The following is a 14,746-nucleotide window of genomic DNA, read 5'->3' on the forward strand; positions in this document are numbered from 1 at the left end:
CCCCGACGGAGGCGTTAGAAGTAATAGCGGTGTGGCCCGGCAGCGGCCGCGTTGAGAGAGGCAACCGTGAAAGTCTTCAGCAATCTGGCCGAGTTCGTCGCAGCAGCAGGTAGTCAGCTTGGACCGTCCGAGTGGATGGAAATCACCCAGGATCGGGTGAATCTGTTCGCCGAGGCCACCGACGACCACCAGTGGATTCACGTCGATCCTGAGCGCGCCGCCGCGGGGCCGTTCGGCGGAACAATTGCACATGGTTTGCTGACGCTTTCCCTGCTACCGCATTTCACGCACCAGCTGTATCGCGTCGACAACGTCGCTTTGGCCGTCAACTACGGCTATAACAAGGTGCGATTCATCACGCCGGTCAAGGTCGGAGCAAATGTGCGCGCGAGCGCCGTCATTTCGAAAATCGATGAGCTCGATGGTGCCGTTCAGGCGACCATGACGATCACGGTCGAGATCGAGGGTTCGGACAAGCCCGCCGCCGTGGTCGAGTCGATCGTGCGAATCATCGGTTGATTGCTGGACGGGCCGCTGGTCCGGAGCCTGTCGGTTCTGGTCAGCGGCCTGAGGCCGACCGCTGCGCGGCCTTCACCAGTCCGCCACCGATGATCAAACGCTGAATCTCGCTGGTGCCCTCGTACAGGCGCAGCAGACGTACGTCGCGGTAGATCCGTTCGACGGGCACGTCGCGCATGTACCCGCTGCCGCCGTGCACCTGCACGGCCAGGTCGGCGACCTTGCCGACCATCTCGGTGCAGAACAGTTTCGCGGCGGATGGTGCGATGCGGCGGTCTGCGCCGCTGACCCACAGCTGCGCGGCGTCGCGGACCAGGGCGCGGCCGGCCATGACACCGGTCTGCATGTCGGCCAGCATCGCCTGCACCAGCTGGAATTCCCCGATCGCGGTGCCACCCTGGGTGGCGGTCGCCGCGTATGCCACCGACTCGTCGAGGGCACGCTGTGCCGCGCCCACTGACACCGCCGCGATGTGCACCCGCCCGCGGGCCAATGACGTCAGTGCCGCGCGGTAGCCGATGTCCTCGGTGCCGCCGATGAGGGCGTCGGGTCCGACCCGCACGTCGTCGAACGTGATGTCGGAGGTCCAGGCTCCCTCCTGGCCCATCTTCGCGTCTTTGGGCCCGACCACGACGCCGGGAGCGTCGGCAGGCACCAGGAACACCGCGATACCTGGTCCGTCAGCGTCGGCGGGCCGGGTCCGGGCGAACACCACGAACAGGTTGGCGGTGGGAGCGTTGGTGATGAAACGCTTGTGTCCGGTGATGATCCAGTCGTCCCCGTCCCGGACGGCCTTGGTGCGCAGGCCCGCGGGGTTGGAGCCGGCGCCGGACTCGGTCAATGCGAAGGACGCCACGCACTCGCCGCTGGCGATCGGCTCCAGCCAGCGCTCTTTCTGCGTGTCGGTGCCGAATCCGACCAGCACCTGCCCGGCGATGCCGTTGTTGGTGCCGAACATCGAGCGTACGGCCAGTGTGGTGTAGCCCAGCTCCATGGCCATCTCGACGTCCTGGACCAGATTGAGTCCCAGACCGCCCCATTCCTGGGGGATGGCGTAGCCGAACAGCCCCATGTCCTTGGCTTGGTCCCGGATGTCGTCGGGCACCCGGTTGTCGTTCATGATCTCCAGCTCACGCGGCACCACCGCGGTGCGGACGAACTGGCGGGTGGCGTCGAGGATGTCGCGGAAATCCTGCTCGCTGACGGTCGGCGCGGTGGCGGGTTCGGCCATGTCTGGGTCTCCTTGTGCAACACGAGAGCGCGTCTGGTTTGATGCAAGAAATATCATATTTTATGTATGAAGCCGGTTGCCGGGTGCGCGGCCGGGTCAGTCGATCGAGAGGGAGTGGACGACATGCCGCTGCTGGACGGACGTACCGCAGTGATCACCGGTGGTGCCCAGGGCATCGGATACGCGATCGCGGAGCGGTTCATCGCCGAGGGGGCCCGCGTCGTGATCGGTGACCTGAACCTCGAGGCGACCGAAGCTGCGGTGGCCAAGCTGGGCGGCCCGGAAGTGGCGAAGGCTGTTCAGTGCGACGTGACGTCTGCTGCCGATGTGCAGGCGCTGATCGACGCTGCCGTCGGATGGGGCGGCCTCGACATCATGGTCAACAACGCCGGCATCACCCGCGATGCCACCATGCGCAAGATGACCGAGGAACAGTTCGACCAGGTCATCGACGTGCATCTGAAAGGCTGTTGGAACGGCACCCGATTGGCTGCGGGCGTCATGCGGGAGGCGAAAAGCGGTGCCATCATCAACATTTCGTCGATCTCGGGCAAGGTCGGCCTGATCGGCCAGACCAACTACTCGGCGGCCAAGGCGGGCATCGTCGGCCTGACCAAGGCGGCCGCCAAGGAGGTCGCCCACCTCGGGGTGCGGGTCAACGCCGTGCAGCCAGGCCTGATCCGATCCGCGATGACCGAGGCCATGCCGCAACGGATCTGGGACCAGAAGCTGGCGGAGATCCCGATGGGACGGGCCGCCGAGCCCAGCGAAGTGGCGTCGGTCGTCACGTTCCTGGCGTCGGACATGTCGTCGTACATGACCGGCTGCGTGCTGGAAATCACCGGGGGACGGCACATCTAGATGACCGCGCCCAGTCCTGTCATCTGTGCGCCGGTGCGTACCCCCATCGGCCGGTACGGCGGCATGTTCAAGTCGCTGACCGCGGTCGAGCTCGGTGTCGCGGCGCTGCAAGGTCTGTTGCAGCGGACCGGGATTCCGGTGGCAGCGGTGCAGGACGTCATTCTCGGGCACTGCTACCCGTCCAGCGAAGCCCCGGCGATCGGCCGGGTGGTGGCGCTCGATGCCGGGCTGCCCGTCACCGTTCCGGGCATGCAGGTCGACCGGCGCTGCGGTTCGGGGCTGCAGGCCGTCATCCAGGCCTGCCTGCAAGTGGCCAGTGGCGCAAACGATCTCGTCGTCGCCGGTGGCGCGGAGTCGATGAGCAACGTCGCGTTCCACTCCACCGACATGCGCTGGGGTGGCTCGCGCGGCGGCATCACGGTGCACGACGGGCTGGCCCGCGGGCGGACCACCGCCGGCGGCAAGAACCATCCGGTGCCGGGCGGCATGCTGGAGACGGCGGAGAACTTGCGTCGGCAGTACGCGATCTCCCGCGTCGAACAGGACGCGCTGGCCGTGCGGTCGCATCAGAAAGCCGTTGCGGCGCAAAGCAGTGGCGTGCTGGCCGACGAGATCGTGCCCGTGACGGTGAGCTCGCGCGCCGGCGACCAGGTGATCGACACCGACGAGCATCCCCGCGCCGACACCACCGTCGAAGCGTTGGGCAAGCTCAAACCCGTTCTGGGCAAGAGCGATCCGGATGCCACCGTGACTGCCGGCAACTCCAGCGGGCAGAACGATGCGGCCTCCATGTGCGTCGTGACCACCCCGGAGCGGGCGGCCGAACTCGGGCTGCGGCCGCTGGTGCGCATGGTGTCGTGGGGCGTGGCCGGGGTGGCGCCGAACGTCATGGGGATCGGCCCGGTGCCGGCCACCGAGGTCGCGCTGGCCAGAGCCGGTCTGGCCCTTGCCGATATCGATCTGATCGAGCTCAACGAGGCCTTCGCCGCGCAAGCGCTGGCCTGCACCCGGGAGTGGAAGTTCACCGACAGTGACTGGGAGCGCACGAATGTGCGGGGGTCGGGCATCTCGCTCGGTCATCCCGTCGGCGCGACCGGCGGCCGGATGCTCGCGACCCTGGCGCGTGAACTGCACCTGCGGGATGCCCGCTATGGACTGGAAACCATGTGCATTGGAGGCGGCCAGGGGTTGGCCGCCGTGTTTGAACGGATCACCCCATGACACGTCTGGCCCAGACCGCCGGCCTCACCGAGGTGCAGCGCGAAATCGTCGCTACCGTCCGGCAATTCGTCGATCGGGAGATCATCCCGGCTGCCCAGGAGCTCGAACACTCGGACACCTACCCGCAGGCCATCGTCGATCAGATGAAGGACCTGGGTCTGTTCGGCCTGATGATCCCGCAGGAGTACGGCGGGCTAGGTGAGTCGCTGTTGACCTATGCGCTGTGCGTCGAGGAACTGGCCCGGGGCTGGATGAGCATCTCGGGCGTCATCAACACGCATTTCATCGTCGCCTACATGCTGCGCCAGCACGGCACCGAAGAGCAGAAGCAGCGCTACCTGCCCCGGATGGCGACCGGCGAAGTGCGCGGCGCCTTCTCGATGTCCGAGCCGGAACTCGGATCCGATGTCGCCGCGATCCGCACCAGGGGCGTGCGTGACGCCGATGGCGGCTACACCATCACCGGCCAGAAGATGTGGCTGACCAATGGTGGCAGCTCGACTCTGGTTGCGGCACTGGTGAAGACCGATGAGGGAGCGGACAAACCGCACCGCAACCTGACGGCGTTCCTGGTCGAGAAGCCGACCGGTTTCGGTGAGGTCAAACCCGGTCTGACCATTCCGGGCAAGATCGACAAGCTGGGCTACAAGGGCATCGACACCACCGAGCTCATCTTCGACGGGTACCACGCCGGCGCCGACGACGTGCTCGGCGGCAAGCCCGGCGAAGGCTTCTTCCAGATGATGGACGGTATCGAGGTCGGCCGCGTCAACGTGTCCGCACGGGCGTGCGGGGTCGGTATCCGGGCTTTCGAACTGGCGGTGCGCTACGCCCAGCAGCGGGAGACGTTCGGTAAGCCGATCGCCGACCACCAGGCCATCGCCTTCCAGCTCGCCGAGATGGCCACCAAAGTCGAAGCGGCACATCTGATGATGGTCAATGCCGCCCGGCTGAAGGACTCAGGCGAGCGCAACGACGTCGCGGCGGGTATGGCCAAATACCTTGCCAGCGAGTTCTGTTCGGAGGTCACTCAGCAGAGTTTCCGGATCCACGGCGGCTACGGCTACTCCAAGGAGTACGAGATCGAACGCCTGATGCGAGACGCGCCGTTCCTGTTGATCGGCGAGGGCACCAGCGAAATCCAGAAGACCATCATCAGCAAGAACCTGCTCAATGAATACCGCATCTGAACCCGAATTCGCCGCGCCCGCACAGCTTTCCCACGATGTGGCGCGGTACGTCCGTCGGCGGATCTTCAACGGTACGTTTCCGGCGGGGGAGTACCTGCGGCTGGACCAGCTGGCCACCGAACTGGGTGTGAGCGTCACCCCGGTCCGCGAGGCACTGCTGAATCTGCGGGCCGAGGGGCTGTTGGTGCAGCACCCGCGACGCGGCTTCATGGTGCTCGAGGTCACCGCCCGCGACGTGTCCGACGTGGCCATGGTGCAGGCGTTCGTCGGTGGCGAATTGGCGGCCCGTGCCGCCGAGCACATCACCGCCGACCAGGTCGCCGAGCTCACCCGAATCCAGGAGGCGCTCGAGCAGGCCTACCAGCACACCGATGTCGACCGCATGGTGCGGCTCAACCACGAGTTCCATCGGCTGATCAACGTCGCCGCCGATTCGCCCAAGCTGACCCAATTCATGTCGGGGATAACGCGTTACGCACCGGAGGCAGTATTCCCGACGCTCGAGGGCTGGCCGGATCTGTCGATCCGGGACCACCGCCGGGTGATCGCCGCGCTGCAGGCCGGCGACAGCGACGCGGCCCGGACGGCGATGGCCGAACACTTCGAGGTCGGTGTCCAGCCGCTGACCGAGCACCTCTGTGAACGTGGTGTGATCCGCTAGGTGCCGAACTCCCGATCAGCTCAGCGGATCGAACCGGAAGACGGCGAGTCTGCCTGCCAGTGACTCGAATTCGTCGGGCGTGCCCTCGGCGACCATGCCGGAGCTCTTGGCGAATTTCACGCCGACCGGTACTTGCACCGGGAACTCGCGCAGTACCGGCCGCGCTTCGTCGATCGTCAGCTCGGTGATCTTCACCGGCCGGGACTTGCGGCCCCGCGTCAAGGTGCCGGTACCGGCGGCGCGGGCGTTGAGCGCCCAGTGCGCGCCTGGGTAGCCGGCCACGGCGTACATCGCGCCGTGGACGACGAACGGCGTCATCGGGGTGCTCCGCGGCGTGCCGGTCTTGCGGCCGGGCACGGTCAGCACCATCGCGGGGCCGACGGCGATGCCGAGCTTCCCGACGGCGACGACGACCTTGTTCATCTGCTTCAGGTAGCGCGGCGGTCGCGGATTTGATGTGGGCTGCTCAGACATGGCTGGTCTCCATATTCCGGGCGAAGGCGCCGCGGTGGCGGTCCACCCATTCGGCGAACGGCTGGGCCGGCCGGCCGAGGATGCGCTCGACCTCGTCGCTCACCGGTGCCGGGGTGTCGACGGTTTCTGCCAGCAGCGCGGTGTATGCGGTGCCGAACTCCGGAGGGAAGCCGATGGCGACGAAGCGCTCGCGGACCTGTTCGACCGGGATTTCCAGGTAGCGAAGATCGCGGCCCAGGACCCGGGCGACGATGGCCAGCAGTTCGGCGTTGGTGAGCGACTGCGGGCCCGTCAGCGGGATCTTGCGGCCGTCCAGTTCATCGGTGAGCAGGCCGTGCGCGGCGACCGCGGCGATGTCGGCTTCGACGATCGGTGCGCTGGACGCGGCAGCGTAGGGACCGGCCACGACCTCGCCGGCCTGCAGCTGCCCGGCCCACATCCCGATGAAGTTGGTGGCGAACAATGCCGGCCGCAGGCTCACCCACGGCAGTCCTGAATCGACGGCGAGCTGTTCGACTTCCTTGTTCCGGTCGCCCCGGAATCTCGACGGCTGGCGGGAGAAGTCGTCGTCGGCGTTGATCGCCGACAGCGCCACCAGTTTGGCTCCGGCGTCCTTGGCGGCCTCGACCGTCCAGGCCAGGTCCGGACCGAGCGCGCGGGAGTTGAGGAACACCGCGCTGACGCCGGCCAGGCCCTCGCGTACGGATGCCACGGTCTCGACCTCCGGCGGGAAGTTCGAGGATGGATTACGGGTGACGGCACGGACTTTCATGCCTGCGGCGTGCAACTGTTCGACGAGTGGGCGGCCGACGTTGCCGGTGGCCCCAGTGATGAGAATGGTCATGAACCAAGGACGGAATGCCGCCGGAAAAAGTTACGACCGCCGGCGGTTCGCGCGGTGCGGTAACTTTTCACCACACCGAATCGTCTATAGCTCATGACAGAAATCACCGGATTCACCGCGGCCTGGCGCCACCACCATCCGTATCTGGTCAATCTCGCCTACCAGATGCTGGGTGACGTCGGCGACGCCGAAGATGTTGCGCAGGAAGCATTTCTGCGGTTGTCCCGCACGGCGCCCGGCGAGATCGAGGACGTCCGCGCGTGGCTGACGACCGTCGCCGGCCGGCTGTGCCTCGACCTGGTGCGCTCGGCGCGCGCACGGCGGGAACAACCGACCGATCTGGAGCAGGACGCGATCCCCGAGCTGCCGTCGGCAGAGCCTGACCCTGCAGACCGGATCACCCTGGACGACGAAGTGTCGGGTGCCCTGCTGCGGGTGCTGCGGCAATTGAGTCCCGGCGAGCGCGTGGCGTTCATCCTGCACGACGTGTTCGGTGTCCCGTTCGAGTCGATCGCCGAGACCGTCGGCAGACCGGTCGGCACCTGCCGGCAACTGGCCCGTCGGGCCCGCGCGAAGGTGGCAGGCACCGAGGTACGTGCCGACGACGTCGAGGTGACCGAACATCAACTCGTCACCGAGAAGTTCATCACCGCCTGCGCCGGCGGCGATGTGCAAGCGCTGGCCGCGGTGCTGGATCCGACGGTCTGGGGCGTCGGCACGGTGCTCAGCGATCCGCCGATCCCGCCCATCGTCAATCACGGACCGCAGCGGGTCGCCGAGAATCTGATGCTGTACCTCGGACCGGGCACCACCGTGGTCGCCGGCCCGCTCGGGCAACCCGTGCTACTGGCGTTCGCGCACCGGCAGCTGTTCGCGGTGGTGGTCCTGACGATTCGTGACGGGCTCGTCGCCAAGATCGAGGCGACCGCCGATCCGCTCGCCCGATTCGGGGCGTGATCACTCCCCGCGAGCAGACGTAGGCTGGGGAACATGATCGAAGTGCTGTCAGACATGCCCGACGGTGTGACCGGCATTCGCGTTTCGGGGCGCGTGAGCGGGGACGACATCCGTGAATTCGAGCCCACCATGGACGATCTCGTCGTCGGTGGGGAGATCAGGATCGTCGAGGTCATCGCCGCCGACTACGAGGGCTTCGGGCCGGGTGGGCTCGTTGAGGATCTGAAGGTCGGGTTCGGTGCGCTGTTCAAACACCACTCGGCGTTCAAACGCATCGCGGTGGTGTCCGACAAAGCGTGGGTCGCCCACACACTGCACGCCGTCGCCTGGATGATTCCTGGCGACCTCCAGATCTTCGGTCTCGACGAACTGGACCGGGCCAAGGAGTGGGCTGCGGGCTGACCTTCCAGCGGACGCAGAACGGTCCCCTTTCCACCGAAAGGGGGCCGTTCTGTGCAGGACCTAGTTCTGCAGTGCCTGTTCCTTGGCCCAGCGGTAGTCGGCCTTGCCGGCGGGGCTGCGCACGATGGTCGGCCGGAACACGATGGCCTTCGGCAGCTTGTATCGGGCGATCGATTCCGAGGCGTGCTTGATGAGCTCGGCGGCGTCGACCTCGGAGCCGTCGGCCAGCGCCACGACCGCGACCACCTCGTTGCCCCAGCGCTCGCTCGGGCGTCCGGCGACGACCACGTCGACCACGGCCGGGTGCGATGCGATGGCGGACTCGACCTCTTCGGCGAAGATCTTCTCGCCACCGGAGTTGATCGTCACCGAGTCGCGGCCGAGCAGCTCGACGGTGCCGCCCTCCAGCAGTCGGGCGCGGTCGCCCGGCACCGCGTACCGGATGCCGTCGATCACGGGGAACGTCTTGGCCGTCTTGGCCGCGTCGCCCTTGTAGCCCAGCGGCACGTGGCCCTCCTGGGCCAGCCAGCCGTTGCCATCGTGGCCGGGGGCCAGGAGCGAGGAGAAGTCCTCCGAGACGATCCGGGTGGCCGGACCGGCGGTAAAGGTGCCGCTGGACACGTTGGCCTTGGTCGACACGTGCGACATCTGCGCGCCGGTCTCCGACGAACCCACACCGTCGATCACCATGGCGTTCGGCAGTGCCGCGACCAGTCGGCCCTTCACGGCCGGCGTGAACAACGCGCCGCCGTTGGCGACGACGACCAGCGAGGTCGGGTCGTGGCTGCCGTCGGCCAGCGCTTCTTCGATGGCGCTGACCAACGGCCGGGCCATGGCGTCACCGACGACCGTCGCGATCGCGATCTTCTCGCGGGCGATGGTCTCGACGATTTCGTTGGCGTTGAAGCCCTCGACGTCTTTGGCGAACACGATGGTCTGGCCGTTGTTGATGCCGGTCATCACGCCCCACTGAGCGGCGCCGTGCATGAGCGGCGGCAGGATCATCATGCGCATCTCGGTGGCGGCCGAGGCCCGGTCGACGATCTCCTGGGCCGACTGGGCGGGCTCGCCCGTCATCGCGTTCCGGCCGCCGAACGACGCCATGAAGATGTCGTGCTGGCGCCACAGCACGCCCTTGGGCATGCCGGTGGTGCCGCCGGTGTACAGCACGTAGAGATCGTCGGGTGACGGCGTCACGGGCGGTGGCGGGACGTCGGCGTTCACGATGGTCTCGTAGTCGACGGCGCCGGGCAGCAGCTCGTTGCCCGAACTGTCGGCGATCTGGATCAGCACCTTGAGGTTCGGCAGCTCCGGCAGCACTTCGGCGAGGGTCGGCGCGAACGCGGCGTGGTAGATCAGGGCCGAGGCGCCCGCGTCGTTCAGCAGGTACTGCAGCTCGGCCTTGACGTAGCGGTAGTTCACGTTGAACGGCGCCACCCGGGCCCGGAATGCGCCGAGCAGGGACTCGACGAACTCGGGGCCGTTGTATGCGTAGATGCCGACGAGGTCCTGGCCTACTTCATGGCCGGCCAGCTGGTCGCGATCGGTGTGCACGCCCAGGCCCTGCGCGTGCAGGTAGGCGGCGAGCCGGTTGGAGCGGGCGACGACCTCGGCGTAGGTGAACCGGCGGTCGCCCTGAATGACCAGGGTGCGGTCCGGGATGGCTGCAGCGACGGCGTCGGTGACGTCGGAAACCGTGAACAGCACGTTTCTCCTAAGGCTGGTGGGTCAACAACTGGACATCTGTCCATACACTCATTTAGTACCACGGAGTGAGGATCGTCTCTTTTGGTACCACCCTGTGAGGCCCCGATGGCGGTATGCGTCCACTGTGCGGAAGGTTGTGTAGACGGCCGTCGTCGTCGCGGTGTCAGAGGCTCGTCGAGATGGGCGCCGGTATTGCGGCGATTTCGTTGAGCACCGCGATGTTGTGCTGCACATCCCGGCTCTCGCGCGCCGCGACCGCATTCACCGCGGCCTGAGTGACCCCGACCAGGCTGGGCGGGTGGTAGATGAGCCCGGCTTGCTTGGCCACCGCAAAGTCGCGAATGCCGATGGTCACCGGCCGGACGAAGCCCGGTTCGAACGACAGAATCCGAGCGAATCTCCACGCATCGTCCCGAAATTGAGTGATCGCCTCATTGATCACGAAGATTTCATTGTTCGACAGCACTGCATAGATCTCGGCCAGCGCCGGGGACAGCTCATTGATATCGCCCACGATCCCGTTGACCTGACTGGCCAGAACCGCATTGATCCGGTCGAAGTCGTCCTCCAGATCGCGGGTCTTGGCATCGATGGTTTGGGCGGCGATTCCGAGGTCGAGACTGATGTGAGCGCTGATCCCGGCGAGCATGTGTTGCAGCATGATCGGCTGCACGTCCGTGGCGGCGTTGAAGGTCACCTGCCACGATCGCGTCGGCTTCTTGAATTGTCCGCGCCCGGCATATCCGTTGAACGCGTCGAGATAGCGGTTGGCGAATGCCACGTCGAGGCGGGCCATCCGGGGGCCGTCGTCGAACCGTCCCTCGGCCACCGCGGTTTTGACGGCTGCCGTGATGCGCTTGTACAACGCGGCGAAATAGCCGAGCCTGTTGGATTCGGTTATCGCCCAACCGATTATCGTGTCGATTCGATCGATGACTTCATCGAGTGTGGTCGCGGGTGTGAGCGTGGGTGCAGCCATGGATCAGTCCGGGTCGACAGGCATGCGGTGGAACCCGCCCGTTGGTGGGTTCGCCAACGGTTTCGGGCGATACGTGGAGTCCTGTTCCTCCCGGGTCAGTGCGGTCGAGGACACGTATTCATGATCGGGATCCTTCACGCCGATATGTCGGACATAGCGTCCCAGCAGCCGGTACATGAGCGTCATGGAATTGTGCTTCTCGCCCAACGGATTGGGCTGAATGCTGGTGTACGCGTCCACAATTGGCACCGTGTCGGCGGAAGCAGGGGGGACCGGCGGGTGTACGGCGAAGGCCCCGGGCTTGAAATGCAGACCGCACGCGTGGGCCTTCTCGGTTATCCAGCTGAGCGTGATGTCACTGAGTTCGTGGGTGAAATATCCGCCGCCGACGTCGCAGTGGACACCGGAGAACCAGACCTGTTCGAGTTTCTGGGTCGGCGTATCCCTCGGCTGGGTCCAGAGGGTGGGCTCGAAGGGGCGACGCTCTTCGTCGATGGCCAGGGCCTGGTAGGCAAAACGGACCGTGGAACTCAGGTCGGTGTCGTGAAACTGCCAGCGCTTGTTGATCAGGTTGACCAGGGGATTGCCCGACAACGGAATGCCCAGTGAGCCAACGGTATCCCAGACGCCGATGAAGTAGACCGAAGCTTCGTACGAATAGGCCTGGCGAAACAGCGTCGACTCGATGCCCCGCGGCTTGGTGGCGTCGTTGTGGCTGCGGTAGAGCGCATAGGCCTCGTCGATCCGGTCGGCGTGCTCACGGCGCAGGATGCCGCAGTTACGGATGAATCCCGCCGCACTGCGGGCGGTGAAGGCGCCACGGCTGAAGCCGAACAGGAACAGTTGATCGCCCGGCTCATACGTGGCGACGACGTACCGGTATGCCGACATCACGTCGCGCGACAGTCCGACACCGAAAGCACCGCCGGTGAACTTTTCGGACCGCATCGTGCCGACCCCGCTGCGGTAGTACGTCACCTGCTTGGTGCCGTCGCTCCCGCGGTCTGCCACGGCGAGGGCGATCTTGCAGACGTTTGTCGGGCTGGCTTGGCCGTTCCGCAGTTCGTCGGGCGTGTTCCAGGTGCCGTCACAACACACCACGATGCGTTTCGACATCAGCATTCCCTCCCCGGTGCGCCGGACGGACGGCCTTCCAGAGAAATTCTGCGCGCGCTGTGTGCGATTTGTCTTCAGTTATGCGGTGATGCTGTTGTCCGACCGTGGCCGCAGAGACGTGCAGATCAGCAGCAGCGGCCCTGCGGGTTGAGGTCGGCGGCGCGGTGCCGGGCCTTCCAGTAGTCGCGCTCGGTCAGCACCGGCTCGCCGGCATGCGTGCGACGGCGGTGTTCCAGGTACCGCGCGTAGTGGTTGTCACCCATCAATGATGACCAGTACCAACGGATTTGGCGTGCGAACTCGGTAGCGCGTCCCACTGCTTCTGCACCTCCTTCTCGGCGTCGGTCGGGAACAGGCCGCGCGGGGCGAACAGCCGCGACGGCACCGCCTCGTCGTCGGTCAGTGGCCGGCCGCCGCCGCGGATGGCTTGCAGGGCCACGACGATGCCGACGACCACGACGATCACCACCAGTACGGCGAACACGATCGACAGCGTGCCCTGGATGAACGTGTTCCGGATGACGGCGTCGATCTGGTCGGGGTTCTTGGCGGAACCGAACGTCGTCTTGCCGGCGGCCTTGGCTGCGAGGTATTGCGAATGCTGTTGCCAGTAACCGATTTTGGGATCGTGGGAGAAGATCTTCTGCCACGACGCGGTGAGGGTGACGAGGACGTCCCAGAACAGCGGCAGCCCCGGAATCCAGGCCCATTTGAGCAGGCCCTTCTTGATCACCACGACGGTGACGACGGTCAGCGCGATGGCGGCGAGCAGCTGGTTGGCGATGCCGAACAACGGGAACAGCGTGTTGATGCCGCCGAGGGGGTCGGTGACGCCCATCAGCAGGATGCTGCCCCACCCCGCGACGACGAGCAGGCTGCAGGTCCACGCGCCGAGGCGCCAGCTGGGATCGCGCAGCTTCCGCAGCGGCCCACCCAGATTGCCCAGGGCATCGGACAGCATGAAGCGGGCGACCCGGGTGCCGGCGTCGACGGTGGTGAGGATGAACAACGCTTCGAACATGATCGCGAAGTGGTACCAGAAGGCCTTCATGCTCGAGCCGCCGAAGACCTGCTGTAGGACCTCGGACATGCCAAGGGCCAGCGTCGGCGCGCCGCCGGTGCGCGAAACGACCGAGTGCTCACCGACGTCGGTCGCGGCGGCCGTCACCTCTGCGGGAGTGATCGGGGCTCCCGACAAACCGAGTCCGTTGGCGTAGGTGGCCGCGGTGGCCGCGGTGCCGCCGGTCGCCGCGGTGGGGGAGTTGATCACGAAGTACAGGTGCTGGTTGAGGATCGCCGCGGTGATCAGCGCCATGATCGCGACGAAAGACTCCGTCAACATGCCGCCATAACCGATGAGCCGCGTCTGCCCTTCTTTCTCCAGCAGCTTCGGAGTCGTGCCCGACGAGATCAGGGAATGGAAGCCCGACAGTGCACCGCACGCGATGGTGATGAACAGGAACGGGAACAGCGCACCGGCGAACACCGGGCCGTCGGCGCGGGTGGCGAACTGCGACACCGCGGGGGCCGCCATGACCGGACGGGCAATCAGGATGCCGACCGCCAGCAGCGATATGGTGCCGACCTTCATGAACGTCGACAGGTAGTCGCGGGGGGCGAGCAGGAACCACACCGGCAACACCGAGGCGGCCAGGCCGTAGACGATGATGCACCACGACAGCGTCACCTTCGACAGCGTGAACCAGTCTGCGCCCCAGGATGTTTCCGCGACCCAGCCGCCGGAAACCACCGCAAGCAGTAGCAGTGCGACGCCGATCAGGGACACTTCCGACACCCGGCCGGGCCGCAGGAACCGCAGGTACAGACCCATGAAGATGGCGATCGGGATGGTCATCGCGATGGAGAACACGCCCCACGGGCTTTCGGCGAGAGCGTTGACCACCACCAGCGCCAGCACGGCCAGCAGGATCACCATGATCACCAACACCGCGACGATCGCGGCGGCGCCGCCGATGGGCCCGAGTTCGTCGCGCGCCATCTGGCCGAGGGACCGCCCGCACCGCCGCGTCGAGATGACCAGCACCAGGTAGTCGTGCACACAACCGGCGACGACCGCGCCGACGATGATCCAGATGGTGCCCGGCAGATAACCCATCTGCATGGCCAGGACCGGTCCGACCAGCGGGCCGGCGCCGGCGATGGCCGCGAAGTGATGACCGAACAGGACCCGACGGTCGGTCGGCATGTAGTCGGTGTCGTTCTCGAGGAGTTCGGCCGGGGTGGCGTGATCGTCGCGGGGCTTGACGATCTTCATCTCGATCAGCCGCGCGTAGAACCGGTATCCGATGACGTAGGTACAGATCGCGGCGATGACGAACCACACCGCGTTCACGGTCTCGCCACGGGCGAAGGCGATGACGGCCCATGCCACGGCGGCAAGCACCGCGATGACGCCGAAGATCACCCGATGCCGGGTGGTGATGGGCGAGCGGTCGATGATCGCGACCGGTGGCAGGTCCGGGTCGGTACGCACATAGGTGACGTCACCGACGGACTCGTCGGGGTACGCGGTGGCTGGTGACATGCCCCACATCCTGTCATCGGTGGCTCTGGATCGCGGGGT

The 14,746-nt window shown here is 66.3% G+C and carries 15 protein-coding genes; 7 read left to right on the top strand and 8 right to left on the bottom strand.

Annotated features, from left to right (window positions below; all coding sequences use genetic code 11):
• Positions 1-66 precede the first annotated feature (66 nt).
• Positions 67-519, top strand: coding sequence for a MaoC family dehydratase (locus tag ACNO8X_RS12980; protein WP_418005610.1), 453 nt, complete (start codon positions 67-69; stop codon positions 517-519).
• A gap of 40 nt (positions 520-559) precedes the next feature.
• Here the strand turns inward: ACNO8X_RS12980 and ACNO8X_RS12985 are convergent, their stop codons facing one another.
• Entirely contained in the window at positions 560-1,750 is a 1,191-nt protein-coding gene (locus ACNO8X_RS12985) for an acyl-CoA dehydrogenase family protein (protein WP_418005611.1), read from the bottom strand.
• A gap of 123 nt (positions 1,751-1,873) precedes the next feature.
• Here ACNO8X_RS12985 and fabG point away from each other — a divergent pair, with 123 nt between their 5' ends.
• Genes fabG through ACNO8X_RS13005 form a run of 4 tightly spaced genes read left to right on the top strand, consistent with a single transcriptional unit; the run spans position 1,874 to position 5,683 of the window.
• The gene (fabG, locus tag ACNO8X_RS12990) at positions 1,874-2,611 is read left to right on the top strand and encodes a 3-oxoacyl-ACP reductase FabG (protein WP_418005613.1); all 738 of its coding nucleotides are present in this window, start codon (positions 1,874-1,876) and stop codon (positions 2,609-2,611) included.
• Positions 2,612-3,832 (top strand): acetyl-CoA C-acetyltransferase, encoded by a 1,221-nt coding sequence (locus ACNO8X_RS12995; protein WP_418005614.1) that lies wholly within the window; start codon positions 2,612-2,614, stop codon positions 3,830-3,832.
• The gene (locus ACNO8X_RS13000) at positions 3,829-5,022 is read left to right on the top strand and encodes an acyl-CoA dehydrogenase family protein (protein ID WP_418005615.1); all 1,194 of its coding nucleotides are present in this window, start codon (positions 3,829-3,831) and stop codon (positions 5,020-5,022) included. Before ACNO8X_RS12995 ends, ACNO8X_RS13000 begins: the two co-directional genes overlap by 4 nt.
• Positions 5,006-5,683, top strand: coding sequence for a GntR family transcriptional regulator (locus tag ACNO8X_RS13005; RefSeq protein ID WP_043395088.1), 678 nt, complete (start codon positions 5,006-5,008; stop codon positions 5,681-5,683). The genes ACNO8X_RS13000 and ACNO8X_RS13005 overlap by 17 nt, the downstream gene beginning before the upstream one ends.
• 15 nt (positions 5,684-5,698) lie before the next feature.
• Here the strand turns inward: ACNO8X_RS13005 and ACNO8X_RS13010 are convergent, their stop codons facing one another.
• Both ACNO8X_RS13010 and ACNO8X_RS13015 read right to left on the bottom strand, forming a co-directional pair.
• On the bottom strand, positions 5,699-6,157 hold the full coding sequence (locus ACNO8X_RS13010; RefSeq protein ID WP_418005616.1) for a nitroreductase/quinone reductase family protein: 459 nt from the start codon (positions 6,155-6,157) through the stop codon (positions 5,699-5,701).
• Positions 6,150-7,001, bottom strand: a complete 852-nt coding sequence (locus tag ACNO8X_RS13015) for an NmrA family NAD(P)-binding protein (protein WP_418005618.1) — start codon at positions 6,999-7,001, stop codon at positions 6,150-6,152. Before ACNO8X_RS13015 ends, ACNO8X_RS13010 begins: the two co-directional genes overlap by 8 nt.
• 93 nt (positions 7,002-7,094) lie before the next feature.
• On the opposite strand from ACNO8X_RS13015, the gene sigI reads away from it, so the two are divergent.
• Positions 7,095-7,958 (top strand): RNA polymerase sigma factor SigI, encoded by an 864-nt coding sequence (gene sigI / locus ACNO8X_RS13020; protein WP_418005619.1) that lies wholly within the window; start codon positions 7,095-7,097, stop codon positions 7,956-7,958.
• Between the two features lie 33 nt (positions 7,959-7,991).
• Entirely contained in the window at positions 7,992-8,360 is a 369-nt protein-coding gene (locus ACNO8X_RS13025; protein WP_418005620.1) for an STAS/SEC14 domain-containing protein, read from the top strand.
• A gap of 60 nt (positions 8,361-8,420) precedes the next feature.
• On the opposite strand, the gene ACNO8X_RS13030 is transcribed toward ACNO8X_RS13025, so the two are convergent.
• The 5 genes from ACNO8X_RS13030 to ACNO8X_RS13050 all read right to left on the bottom strand — a co-directional run bounded on the left by ACNO8X_RS13030 (position 8,421) and on the right by ACNO8X_RS13050 (position 14,707).
• Entirely contained in the window at positions 8,421-10,067 is a 1,647-nt protein-coding gene (locus ACNO8X_RS13030) for an acyl-CoA synthetase (RefSeq protein ID WP_418005621.1), read from the bottom strand.
• Positions 10,068-10,230: 163 nt separating this feature from the next.
• Positions 10,231-11,046, bottom strand: coding sequence for a DUF5995 family protein (locus ACNO8X_RS13035; RefSeq protein WP_418005622.1), 816 nt, complete (start codon positions 11,044-11,046; stop codon positions 10,231-10,233).
• A 3-nt stretch (positions 11,047-11,049) separates the two neighbouring features.
• The gene (locus ACNO8X_RS13040) at positions 11,050-12,162 is read right to left on the bottom strand and encodes a DUF2235 domain-containing protein (protein ID WP_418005623.1); all 1,113 of its coding nucleotides are present in this window, start codon (positions 12,160-12,162) and stop codon (positions 11,050-11,052) included.
• 125 nt (positions 12,163-12,287) lie between these two features.
• The gene (locus ACNO8X_RS13045) at positions 12,288-12,425 is read right to left on the bottom strand and encodes a YbdD/YjiX family protein (RefSeq protein ID WP_276525132.1); all 138 of its coding nucleotides are present in this window, start codon (positions 12,423-12,425) and stop codon (positions 12,288-12,290) included.
• On the bottom strand, positions 12,425-14,707 hold the full coding sequence (locus tag ACNO8X_RS13050; protein WP_418005624.1) for a carbon starvation CstA family protein: 2,283 nt from the start codon (positions 14,705-14,707) through the stop codon (positions 12,425-12,427). The genes ACNO8X_RS13045 and ACNO8X_RS13050 overlap by 1 nt, the downstream gene beginning before the upstream one ends.
• Positions 14,708-14,746 lie beyond the last annotated feature (39 nt).

Origin of the sequence: Mycobacterium sp. PDNC021 (assembly GCF_048282635.1) — a bacterium.
In the GTDB taxonomy this organism is placed as follows: domain Bacteria; phylum Actinomycetota; class Actinomycetes; order Mycobacteriales; family Mycobacteriaceae; genus Mycobacterium; species Mycobacterium llatzerense.

Excerpts from the sequence above, each read along its gene's own strand:
- ACNO8X_RS12985 (WP_418005611.1), bottom strand. The coding sequence starts at position 1,750 with ATGGCCGAACCCGCCACCGCGCCGACCGTCAGCGAGCAGGATTTCCGC.
- fabG (WP_418005613.1), top strand. The coding sequence starts at position 1,874 with ATGCCGCTGCTGGACGGACGTACCGCAGTGATCACCGGTGGTGCCCAG.
- ACNO8X_RS12995 (WP_418005614.1), top strand. The coding sequence starts at position 2,612 with ATGACCGCGCCCAGTCCTGTCATCTGTGCGCCGGTGCGTACCCCCATC.
- ACNO8X_RS13000 (WP_418005615.1), top strand. The coding sequence starts at position 3,829 with ATGACACGTCTGGCCCAGACCGCCGGCCTCACCGAGGTGCAGCGCGAA.
- ACNO8X_RS13005 (WP_043395088.1), top strand. The coding sequence starts at position 5,006 with ATGAATACCGCATCTGAACCCGAATTCGCCGCGCCCGCACAGCTTTCC.
- ACNO8X_RS13010 (WP_418005616.1), bottom strand. The coding sequence starts at position 6,157 with ATGTCTGAGCAGCCCACATCAAATCCGCGACCGCCGCGCTACCTGAAG.
- ACNO8X_RS13015 (WP_418005618.1), bottom strand. The coding sequence starts at position 7,001 with ATGACCATTCTCATCACTGGGGCCACCGGCAACGTCGGCCGCCCACTC.
- sigI (WP_418005619.1), top strand. The coding sequence starts at position 7,095 with ATGACAGAAATCACCGGATTCACCGCGGCCTGGCGCCACCACCATCCG.
- ACNO8X_RS13025 (WP_418005620.1), top strand. The coding sequence starts at position 7,992 with ATGATCGAAGTGCTGTCAGACATGCCCGACGGTGTGACCGGCATTCGC.
- ACNO8X_RS13035 (WP_418005622.1), bottom strand. The coding sequence starts at position 11,046 with ATGGCTGCACCCACGCTCACACCCGCGACCACACTCGATGAAGTCATC.
- ACNO8X_RS13040 (WP_418005623.1), bottom strand. The coding sequence starts at position 12,162 with ATGTCGAAACGCATCGTGGTGTGTTGTGACGGCACCTGGAACACGCCC.
- ACNO8X_RS13045 (WP_276525132.1), bottom strand. The coding sequence starts at position 12,425 with ATGGGTGACAACCACTACGCGCGGTACCTGGAACACCGCCGTCGCACG.
- ACNO8X_RS13050 (WP_418005624.1), bottom strand. The coding sequence starts at position 14,707 with ATGTCACCAGCCACCGCGTACCCCGACGAGTCCGTCGGTGACGTCACC.